The organism is Rhizobium sp. BK661 (assembly GCF_024808825.1).
In the GTDB taxonomy this organism is placed as follows: Bacteria; Pseudomonadota; Alphaproteobacteria; order Rhizobiales; family Rhizobiaceae; genus Rhizobium.
Map to the genome: position 1 here is coordinate 1 of NZ_JANTYT010000044.1, position 10,372 is coordinate 10,372.

The 10,372-nt window shown below is 55.9% G+C and carries 10 protein-coding genes and 2 pseudogenes; 3 read left to right on the forward strand and 9 right to left on the reverse strand.

Annotated elements, in window-relative coordinates:
* Nucleotides 1-1,204: 1,204 nt before the first annotated feature.
* The 3 genes from FHX16_RS31055 to FHX16_RS31065 all read right to left on the reverse strand — a co-directional run bounded on the left by FHX16_RS31055 (nucleotide 1,205) and on the right by FHX16_RS31065 (nucleotide 2,702).
* Nucleotides 1,205-1,726, reverse strand: a complete 522-nt coding sequence (locus FHX16_RS31055; RefSeq protein WP_259132167.1) for a hypothetical protein — start codon at nucleotides 1,724-1,726, stop codon at nucleotides 1,205-1,207.
* Nucleotides 1,727-2,043: 317 nt separating this feature from the next.
* A complete protein-coding gene (locus tag FHX16_RS31060; RefSeq protein WP_405049348.1) occupies nucleotides 2,044-2,541 on the reverse strand; it encodes an MgtC/SapB family protein in 498 nt (165 codons plus the stop codon).
* Nucleotides 2,526-2,702 carry an MgtC/SapB family protein gene (locus FHX16_RS31065; RefSeq protein WP_259132171.1) on the reverse strand — a complete coding sequence of 59 codons (177 nt, stop codon included), beginning with the start codon at nucleotides 2,700-2,702 and terminating at the stop codon, nucleotides 2,526-2,528. Before FHX16_RS31065 ends, FHX16_RS31060 begins: the two co-directional genes overlap by 16 nt.
* A 788-nt stretch (nucleotides 2,703-3,490) precedes the next feature.
* On the opposite strand from FHX16_RS31065, the pseudogene FHX16_RS31780 reads away from it, so the two are divergent.
* Nucleotides 3,491-4,357, forward strand: a pseudogene (locus FHX16_RS31780) (alpha/beta hydrolase).
* 19 nt (nucleotides 4,358-4,376) lie between these two features.
* Nucleotides 4,377-4,871, forward strand: coding sequence for a TspO/MBR family protein (locus FHX16_RS31070; protein WP_259132173.1), 495 nt, complete (start codon nucleotides 4,377-4,379; stop codon nucleotides 4,869-4,871).
* A gap of 142 nt (nucleotides 4,872-5,013) precedes the next feature.
* On the opposite strand, the gene FHX16_RS31075 is transcribed toward FHX16_RS31070, so the two are convergent.
* The gene (locus tag FHX16_RS31075; RefSeq protein ID WP_259132175.1) at nucleotides 5,014-5,475 is read right to left on the reverse strand and encodes a hypothetical protein; all 462 of its coding nucleotides are present in this window, start codon (nucleotides 5,473-5,475) and stop codon (nucleotides 5,014-5,016) included.
* Nucleotides 5,476-5,747: 272 nt separating this feature from the next.
* Here FHX16_RS31075 and FHX16_RS31080 point away from each other — a divergent pair, with 272 nt between their 5' ends.
* On the forward strand, nucleotides 5,748-6,785 hold the full coding sequence (locus tag FHX16_RS31080; protein WP_259132185.1) for an adenylate/guanylate cyclase domain-containing protein: 1,038 nt from the start codon (nucleotides 5,748-5,750) through the stop codon (nucleotides 6,783-6,785).
* A 238-nt stretch (nucleotides 6,786-7,023) separates the two neighbouring features.
* Here the strand turns inward: FHX16_RS31080 and FHX16_RS31085 are convergent, their stop codons facing one another.
* From FHX16_RS31085 to FHX16_RS31105, 5 genes and pseudogenes are all read right to left on the reverse strand, one after another.
* Nucleotides 7,024-8,256, reverse strand: a complete 1,233-nt coding sequence (locus FHX16_RS31085) for an RNA polymerase sigma factor (protein WP_259132177.1) — start codon at nucleotides 8,254-8,256, stop codon at nucleotides 7,024-7,026.
* 3 nt (nucleotides 8,257-8,259) lie between these two features.
* Nucleotides 8,260-8,625 (reverse strand): YciI family protein, encoded by a 366-nt coding sequence (locus FHX16_RS31090; protein ID WP_259132179.1) that lies wholly within the window; start codon nucleotides 8,623-8,625, stop codon nucleotides 8,260-8,262.
* A 446-nt stretch (nucleotides 8,626-9,071) separates the two neighbouring features.
* Nucleotides 9,072-9,355, reverse strand: a pseudogene (locus FHX16_RS31095) (transposase); the annotation flags it as partial.
* 125 nt (nucleotides 9,356-9,480) lie between these two features.
* Nucleotides 9,481-10,110: a substrate-binding domain-containing protein gene (locus FHX16_RS31100; protein WP_259132181.1), complete on the reverse strand. Its 630-nt coding sequence runs from the start codon at nucleotides 10,108-10,110 to the stop codon at nucleotides 9,481-9,483.
* Nucleotides 10,049-10,372: transposase (locus FHX16_RS31105; protein ID WP_259132183.1), on the reverse strand; the 324-nt coding region annotated here is incomplete at its 5' end. The genes FHX16_RS31105 and FHX16_RS31100, both read right to left, overlap by 62 nt.

A 10,372-nucleotide genomic window follows, 5' to 3' on the forward strand; every position in this document is an offset into this window, starting at 1 on the left:
CCAATCTGAGAGTAGGTGCGTTTCATTGCATCGTCCTTGCAATTGATAACCCATTGGGATCATTAGCAAGTCGCACTTCATTCTAGAACCCACCCGGCTACATCTATAAATCAGATAAGAGTTATTATGGAACTCGAACGTGGTTTTGGGCGTGTTGCTTTCCCAAATGATCACACTGCGGCAGCAGTCTCGGATGGCTACGGCCGGCGCTGACCAATAATGCTGGAAGCCATTGTCATACAATCTGTCTGGATTCACGCTAGTAGCGACGCACGCGGCTACATAATATCTTTCGGTGTTTGCCGCACGGGATAGCGTCGTAAGGCATTCTACGTCAGTCGTACCGCATTTTTCACGCTAACGGGTACCCGGCGCGAAAAAAATATCTCGTCGATGATCCAATTTCTTCATCGCGCCGTAATATTATTGAAACGGCGGAAACCATCAAGACGCTCGTGTGCGGTTCACATACCACCTCCGAACGTCGAAAAAAGTATATAGGCAATCGCAGCGATCGTCTGAATCGCCAGCACGATGACAAGCGAAAATAGCGCCAAATAGCGTTTGCGTCGGCGCGTCCAAATGGGACAACCAAAGGGATCGCGATGTGTTTCTATTTCTCCCCTATCGACTAACCATCGCGGTCTTTGCACAGTCTAGTTTGATATTGCTGGAGCAGGCGCTCTCGGGGTCATCCGTTGCGGTAGGTTCGTATGCTGTGGCGGTAGCCGTTCTTGCACCTGTTGCGGCAGCCGTGCTGTCTACGAGCAGATCCTATTACCGTCGGCTAGCGGTGGCGGTGCAAGAGCGAGATCCTCATCACTTGCAACAACTTTTCGATGAACGGCTGTTGTGGCCGGCTCCCATCAGCATTCTTGTGCTGCTGGTTGCGTGGAAGTCGGCCGACATTATAATCTCATTATTTGACACTTTTCGTTGTCGAGGGGACCGGCGCGCTGCGGATCCTCCGTAAATCGCTGCTTCTTCATGCGTCCGTCCTTTAAGGGGCCGGACCCTCATCCATTCTGGAGGAAATTCGCAGTGGCAGGTCACTTTCTCCTTTCTCAAATGATCCGAAACGCACCCACTACGTATCACTAGGTCAGCTCTAAACAAGCTGACGGCCGGCACCCCTACGTCGGCAGGCCCGCGTTCGTGACCCACCGGGCGCGGGCCTTCACTACCTGCATCCGGGAGGGGCTATTTACAAAAGAATGGCATCGACTTTTGCACGCGCTAATTTGAGATACGTTCGTCGTTTTTGAACGAGAGGCCACCAATCGTACAAAAATATTTCTATCGGTTTCCAGTTTGCGACCCAACCCACGATTATGAGTCCTTCCTCCAACGATTGCGTAAAGTAGCTAGAGGGCATTGTCGCCGACACAGTCTGCCCGGAGAGAAAGCCAATTAAGAGTACAGCGATCCCAAGAAGCAGCGAGCGCCGGCCGTAGCTGAAAAGATCGCCGATCTCCTTGGATATGCGTTCCGCCTTTTGACTAAAATAACTGCTGAATGCGGAGTGCAAATCCTGCGCAATGTCCTCATCCGCCACGGATAGAAATACGACGATGTTGACCGCATCTGTCGCCTCTCTCGCCCGATCAAACATGTACTCGTCGGCATCTCTGGAAAGGTCGCGGGACCTGAAAGGAAATGGATCAAGAGTCTCGAATAGCTGCTCCGATCGCTCTACACGAATCTCAATCGTTTCGACTGGCTGCAATGACTTCTCCTCGATCCCGACCTCAGCGAAGTGAAAATTTATGGACCCAAATTTCCATTCCACAAGTCTATCACGCAAGGCCCGAAAAGAGCTGAAGGAGATTTATTCGTTGCGCAGATCATCCTGTTCCCGTCACCCTAATTTTGTCGCCGATGGGTTTGTCACGATGCAACGTTGTTGTTGTTCCCCGGGGCGTGCCTAGAACGGCCTGGTGACCGAATTGAATAGCCCGCAGTTTCAATGGCTGGTCGCCGTTCAATACAAGTTCGTTAGATTCCTGTCGAACCTGCGCTTCTCTTGAAGGAGGTTGTTGGAGATTAATCGTCAAGGTTGGTCCAACTCGTTGCTGAGATTTCCGGTGACAGGCTCAGATCACCCGCCAGTCTTTCGATTACCTCGTCTTGACGGCTAATTGTGAACACCAGGGCCTCGACCTCGGCCTTGTGGGTTCCATTTAGGTCACGGCTTTTGAGCGATCTTAACCAAACATCGTTTTCGTTAAGTTTTTTCAGCAGGATTGCTCGGACCGCTGCCTCTTGCGCCATCGCACATTCAAGTTGAATTAAATAGACCCGTTCAGACTGAACCGGTGCTAGTGGAATTCTTAGACCAAGCTTGGGGAGGAAAAAATTGAACCCAATGATGAAAATTGTGGTTTCGGCGGCTAGCAATAGAAAGCCGTAGCCTGCGAAGACACCAACGGCACCCGTGCTCCAGACGGTCGCAGCCGTGCTCAGACCCTTGACGCTGTCGCCGTCACGCATGATCGACCCAGCCCCCAAGAACCCAATACCGGTGATCACATTTGCAGCCATCCGGAGGTCGGACCCAGTCCGGCCGCTGTCGGCAGGGATGTGTAAGCTGCAGCGCCGAGCGCGACCAAGGCATGTGTTGCAAGCCCGGAATTTCTCCGGCGAACCTGCCGCTCAATGCCGATCAGTGCGCCGAGCAGCAGCGCGACGCCAAGTTTAATCAATATCGAATGAGTCGTTTCCAAATCAATTTGCGGCAAGGAAAGCCTTTCTGCATAACAGTTGTGACATTTCGATGTTTGGACGCGATGCAACTCCTGTCCGTTTACCGCGAATGGCAAGCGATGCGAGACCTACGTATCGCCTGCGAATTTCACTTCGATGAATAAAGCAGTTCGGTAGAGCGTTAAGCCTCGCTCAATCTGACACAAAAATGACTTCCTTCGAAATTGCAGCCTTCCGACAGAAACTCGTAATTTTCATGATGTCATGGTTTCGACAGGGTGTCGATTGTATCCGTTTATGCGATTGTCGCGACTTTCCCGGGAGGGCAGCCTGTTGCCGCTTTATGAGCCGAATCATCGGAACATCCGTACTTGGATCTCAAAGTCAACATTTTCCGCTATCTCAGTGATTGCGCTTGCCGGATGCGCTGGCCCGTCGCGCAGTGACCGGATTAGGGCATCCGCATGCTGCAGCCTCGTCTATCTCGTCTGCAAGCGTTTTCGTCGCAACAGACAGGCTCAGGGCTGACGACTTAGACCGGCCTTACTCCGCGCGGCGATGGCTCTCAAATTTTCGCAACGTTCAAAAAAGAAAAACCGGCCAACCGGCGGGTCGGCGAAGTGACGTCAAGTGGAAGACAACCCGATCCATCGAGGCATTTCCGCGCGACGTCCTACAATCGGATACAGACCTCATCGCGGTTCGTCTCGGAAATCAATAGCGCACTTGCAAACGTCCGTCGAAACAGCAGGAGATTTTCTTATTCGTCCATGTTTACAACAGCAACATTGCCGATAACCTCTTCCGAACTGGTGAGATTTCCCATGATTTCGGCATATCCGCGGTCCCTGTATCATTTGCCTGGGCGTCCGCAGCGTCGATACCTCTTTACGTATTCGACAGAGATAGTGCGATCGTTGCACGTTACGGCTTGGCGCGGACCATTGAGCTTCTCTCCAAGACCCAAGCCCGACAAATAATAGTAGTCGGGCACTCTAGGGGTCTCTCGTTGTGATGGAGGCCCTGCGCGATTTGGCGTTACGAGGAGACAAATGTCTTCCGACGCCTGGTTGGCGTGGTGTTGGCAGCGCCTGACATCGACGTTGACGTGTTCCATAGCCAAGCAAGAGACATAGGAACCCTGCCCTACCCATTTGCGATCGTCATTTCCAGGCGAGACAGGGCACTTGGATTTTCACGGTTCATCGCGGGGTGCCACCCACGCGTTGGAAATGGGCGTGACATTGCTCCCCTTCAGCGTGCGGGAATTGCGGTCGCCGACGCGTCCGAGGTCGGTGGTGGAGGCCATGGCGTCTTTGCTAGCTCACCGACGATGATAAAGTTGATAGAAAACAACAGGGCTACGGTTGCCACGCTTGTCGACAAGCAATCCACCACCTCTCCTTCCGTTGTGGCCGAAGGCGTCGCAGCTTGCAAGGCGTCGTCGCTGCGCCGACCGTATTCCTGCCGTCGAGGTCGGTTGCTACTCGGGAGTGATCATACGGCGGCGAGGCAGCCTACTCACATAGTGAGCTACCGAGTTACCGATGTCTGCATTCGAAGCTGCCGCTTTGACAAACACTTTCTTAGATGTTCCCCAAAACCGATTGATCCAGATCACGTAGACGCACGTATCCGCGCCTTACAGCGCTAAGACAGACGGAGTGGAGAAGATGAGAGCCGAAAACCCTGATCGCGGAAATTTCTTTGCGGATCTCGCCCTAGCCCTTTTGCCTGTGATGGTTACGTCCGTGGCCGGGCAACTCGCTACTATTCCTAACATAGACGGTTGGTACTCGACGCTTACGAAGCCGTTCTTCAATCCGCCAAATTGGATTTTTGCGCCGGTTTGGACTACATTGTACGTGCTGATGGCTTTTGCGGCTTGGCGGCTGTTGCGAGTTCCACACCAAGTTATAGGACGCGGACAGGCACTGGGACTTTTCTTCGCGCAACTTGCGCTTAATGGTTTGTGGTCGTGGCTCTTTTTCGCTTATCGCAGTCCGGTCGCGGGGCTTATCAACATAGTGCCCCAGCTATTGCTGATTGTGTTGACTATTGCAAAGTCACGGTCTGTTGACAGAATGGCGGCTTTCTCGCTCGTTCCACTCGCCGTGTGGGTGGCTTTCGCCACCGTGCTCAACTTCGAAATCTGGAGGCTGAACTAGCGGCTATTCGGATTTCCGTGTGGAATGCTGCAGTCTAACAATCTCGGTTTTTTCGCTTAAATGCGTCTGAATGTTGGGCTCGATTTTCGCCGGCGTTTGACGGCGGCGAATTATTCGAGGTCTCATAGGGACATTGGCTCGATCATGTTTCATTGCAGACCATCTCCATCCCATATCGCTGTTCGGACGAGGACGGTTCGCTTCTTGACGAGCTGCGGCGTGTGCAACCGACTGCCATACGCTCGGCATACGCGAACGCGATGGCGGCAGACGGCACGAAGCCGAAAGAGTTGGATGTGCGAAACCTGGTCAAGGCCTGCTTCGGTGATGAGGGCTGCTCGACAGTTGGGCGATCCAATGCCCAACGAAGCTCGGCATCTGGAAGCGCAAGCTGACGCCGGAAGGCGGCGCGGTCTTCGGCGAAAGGTCCGAGTTCGAGCGCCGGCGCAAAGGGCTGGTCTCGCCCGAGGAATGGAAGCGCAAGCGGCTCCATCCGTTCGTCAGCCTCGGCGACCGGCAGAAGGTGCGCGGCAACCAGAATATCCACCTGATCGACGAGACGACTGTCGTCGTCAAGATCGGCCGCAAGGAGAGCGGTGGCCACCCCGGCAGGACTCTGACGATACTGCAACGCTCCTGAGAAATTGCGACTACTGTAGGCTGGATTTGATCCGAATACGGCACGACGGAAACGCCTACTTTAAAAGCGACCGCGACGCTTTTGCCTATAGCCTTGAAGGGAAATGGGTGCAAGCCGAGGGCTGCAAGGACGGATTATGATAGTGTGGTCGACGCATAAAACTCTAATGCCGACTTGCTCGCTTGGAAGCTGACTGCTGCAATCGTAACATTCGAGACAACCAAACGGTGACGCCGATGGGCCGACTTTCTTTGACATCGTTGATATTGGTCATCTGTGCCTCGGCAGCGAGCGGCATGGCCTACAGTGTATTCGTTATAGGCGGGCCTGGATATATCGGGGCGACATTTGCGACTTCGATATTCGCGACTCTTCTGGCGTTCGAACAGGGCTTCATCCTTCCGGAGCTTCGGCGACGGCTTAACGGCTTACCGACCTACGCATTTTTTGCCGGTCAGCTGACCGTCTACATCATCCTGATCTTTATCGCCAACGCCATCGCAGGTTTTGGGCTCTGGAGTTTTGGCATCCTTCCCACAAGTCTTGCGAGCGCGACCCTTCTAACAGGAGATGTATTGCTTTATGCACTCGGCGTTTCCGCGCTTATCATCTTCATTCTCAGGGTTCGCGACCTCCTGGGTGCACAGATCTTTGTTAGCCTGCTGCTCAGCCGGTACCGCCGGCCCGTCCGAGAAGAAAGACTTTTCCTTTTTATCGATCTTGTGGGCTCGACCGCTTACGCCGAACGTTTCGGTGATTTGGAGGCGCAAGAATATCTTGCAGCTGTTTTCAAGACGATCGCCGGACCCGTGCGTAAATATGGAGGTATGATAGACGATTATATCGGCGATGCTGTCCTTATAACCTGGCATTTGAAGTCTGGCACGCTTGATGCCGCTTGCGTGCGCTGCGTGTTCGATGTCTTTGACGCCATAGAGACCCAGGCGGATGCCTGGCAGGTGAAGTTCAATAGCGTACCAGTTCTTCGCGCGGCCCTACACGGCGGCCCGGTGGTCACGGCGGAAATTGGTGAGGACCACCACAAGATCACCTATTTCGGCGATACTGTAAACGCGACGGCGAGGCTCGAAGGTCTATGCCGCACGCTCAATGAAGCCGTTTTGATATCAGATGAGCTCCTCTCCCGACTTGTACTACCGCCAGGTGTTTGCGCCATGCCGCGCGGCGAACATGCCGTTCGCGGACGCGGTCAACTCCTCTCGGTTACAGCTTTGCAGCAGCATTCGCGGCCAACGATGAGAGCGTCCGCGTGAATTTGTAAGAAGTGAGAGAATCGGTTGGCAACAGACGTTTGCGATGTGCAAGGCTTTCATTGAAAGCTTCCGCCGGCGATGCGCGCTTGCCCCGAACATTTGGGGACTTCACTCTCTAAATGCATTGAAAACCGTCCAGCATCGCAATCAGATCGCTGGGCAGTTGACTGAGCCGCGTCTAATCGACCTCCCCTCAAACCCGGGGGGACGACAATTCATCGCCTGTCCTGTTGCTTAACTAGCCTGCTTGCGTTGACTTACCAATGAGATAGGCGCGCACAGCCCCATCCTCCGTCAGGCCGATGGCCCGCCAGAAAGCCGTTGCAGTGGCATGTTGGTCGGTCGCCAGCTGCTGCAGCAACTGTGCCTTGAGTGCCCAGAACGGCTGGTAGTCCCCCGTCATCGCTTCGGGCAGCTGAGCCAGTTCATGAAGACCCGCTTCAGGGCCATGCACCTCGGCCGTGGCTGCCGCCAACCCCACCAGATTGCCGATCGTGGGTGCCTTCTGCGCCAATAGCCCATGCAGCGTCCACGCCGGCAGGCGCAAATCCGCGCCCGTCAGGCGCGATTGCACCAGCACCGACTGGATCGCCGCCTCCAGCTGGAAACGCCCTGGCTGTTCAAGCCCTCCGGCAGTTCGCAATTTGTCTTCAGCCTCGCGCGCCATCGACAGATTCCAGAGCGCCGTATCCTGCTCGGCCAGCGGCACATAGCGGCCCTCCACCCGCCTCGCGGCGCTGCGACTTTCGCAAAACAGCATCAGCGCCAGAAGGCCCAGCGCCTCGGCGTCTGGCCGCAGCTCCACCAGCACCCGCGCCAGCCAGATCGCTTCTTCGGTCAGCCCCTTGCGCGTCTGGTCGTCGCTACCCGTGCTGTCCCAGCCGTGCCCATAAGCGGCGTAGATCGCCTCGAGCACATCGCCCGTGCGCTCACCTATCTCGTCTTCGTCTGGCACCTCAAAGGCTATACCAGTGTGCTTGATGCGCGCCTTTGCCCGGCTAAGCCGCCGTCCCATCGTGTCGGGCGAAACAAGGAACGAAGAGGCGATGCGCTCGGCCGTCAGGCCGAGCACTGTCTGCAGCATCAGCGGCGTGCGCGCGGCAGCGTCGATTGCCGGGTGGGCGCACACAAACATCAGCTCCAGCCGCTTGTCGGCAATCACGGGCATTTTCTCGGTTTGTGTCGGTGCCAGCACCAGGAGGCTGTTGGTCGTTTGTTCGCGTGTTTTCCCCGCCCGCGCTCCATCCCTCAGCCGGTTGCGCGCCGTTACCATCAGCCAGCCATCGGGATTGGCCGGCACACCATGTGCAGGCCAGATGTCGAGCGCGCGGGTAAACGCCTCGGCCAGGGCGTCTTCGGCTGCGGCCACGTCCCGCCATTGCCGCGCAAGATATGCGAGAAGGCGCCCATAAGAGGTGCGGGCAGCGTTCTCCGCCGCCCGCCGCCCGTGTTCGTGAAGGCTGCCGTTCAAAGCTTAGCCCTGGCTAGGCGGAGGGAGCACAGGGCGCACTTCGGTGGCCCCGTGGGAAGCCGCAGGGCTGCGCGCTGCCCAAGAAAGCGCCGCATCGAGGTCCGGTACCTCGATCACGACGTAACCGGCCAGCTGTTCCTTGGTAGCGGCCACCGGCCCGTCCTGCACCAGGCGGTTACCGGCTTGAATGCGCACCGTGGTAGCTGTGGAGGGCGGCATCAGCCCATCGCCCTTGATCACCACACCCGCTTCGTAGAGGGCACCGATATAGGCGTTCCAGGCCCCCCAATAGGGTCCGGTACGGTCGGCCTGGTCGCGCTGGGCGGCAATCTCGGCCTCGCTCTCGTAAAACATCAGCATATATTGCATCTTGTCGTCCCTGTAGTTGGTTGCTGAGGCGGATCATCCGGCTCTAAAACACTGACGCGGCTAGAGCTGCCATTCGGACAGAGCCTAAAACTTTTTTTGCTAACGGAGAAGCCGCCTGCCGATCGCCTTTGCCTAGGATCGGCTTGCCGTGCTCACAACCGACAAGCTGCACGTTCGTAGGAAAAAAATCTGTCAACACTATGCCTCACGTCGGCTCGGTTTTCCCTTCGAAGGAGCAGGTGAGATACCATGAATCGGTGGGCGCGTTGTTCGCCCTTGATGTGGGGTTCAAGGGTCATAAACCATCTCGGCTTCGATGAAGTGAGATGGACGGGGAGCTGTAAGACCGGAGCGGTCATACCTCGCTATTGATGGAATCCGAACCAATGAAATGCGTCTGCGATACGCCGAAGGGTTAAGTGCGTCAAGTTCAGCAAATTGGACGGTCATCCGGCTTGGCGCATGGCGAGCTTCTTGTGCTCTCGTAGATCGTCCATGTTGATGTATCGATCTGCCTCCATCCAGTTTTCGTGGGTTCAACGGCAAGGGATCTGACGAGGCGCAAGCAGCTCTCTGCGTTTGGAAACATGCGCAGGACATAGGTCCTGCGGCGGATTTCCTCGTTGAGGCGTCAAGCATCCGTCGATTTCAGGTGCTTGTGATGCTGGCGTGGCAATCGGAAGAAGGTCAGGGTCTGCTCGATTGTCTCCTCGACCCAACTGGTCAAGCGCTAATAGCGTGCCGAAAGACGATCTCTGCGCCTTGCCTAAACGCGAAACTCAAAGTTACGCTTGGTCCTTGGCACCATCCGCCTTGCCAACGCCTGCTGAGGCGATTCGCTGGACAGGTCCAGCATCAAGCCAAAAATGAAGCGAGGTGGTCGAAGGTTGCCCGGTATCGACCAGTAGTGCGAAGATCTTCATGCATCGTCAGCCAGACCTCCAAACTCACCTCCAAATTTGGCAGCACTCTCACGAACCCCTTCTTCTCCGCTACGCCAACTTGGCATACCCCGATTCCCACTCCAGCTCCGATTAACGCAAGCTGCGCGATGTCGTTGTCTGTCCGGAAGGCGAAGGTCGCATTGAGGGGGAGGCCAGCCGCGGTAAAGGCGTCTCGTATCGATGACGCCTTATCCTGGCCGACCAGCGAAGCACGCTCCAAATCGTTTATGTTCGCCGGCAAGCCTTCTTTCGAGCAATATTTCTTGGATGCGAACAAGCCCAGTCCAACCTCTCCGATTTTGCGCGCGACGAGCCCAGTCTGCGTCGGGCGATGCATTCGGATCGCGATATCGGCTTCGCGTCTTAGAATGTCCTCGTCAACATTGCTCAAATGCAATTCAAACGTAAGCGCGATTTTCGATGCGCATTGACGACGGCAAGACCGATGAATGTGCGCGCATTGGTAGCGAGATCCGGCTCTATCCGGCGGCAGTAGTCTTGGAGAAGTTGAACGGCAGCAGGTCGCCGATTTCCGCCGCATCGCCCCGCTGCGGCAACTCTGTGAGCACGTGGCGCAGCCAGGCGAGCGGGTCGACGCCGCAGGCGCGGCAAGTTAGCATGAGACTGTAGATCACGGCGCTGGCCCTGGCTCCGTCAGCGGTATCGCTGAACAGCCACGATTTTCTTCCGGTGGCAAAAACTCTGATCTCGCGTTCCAGAATGTTGTTATCGATCGGCATCCTGCCGTCGCTGGTGTAACGCGTCAGGTAATCCCATTGGTTCAGGGTGTAGGACACAGCATC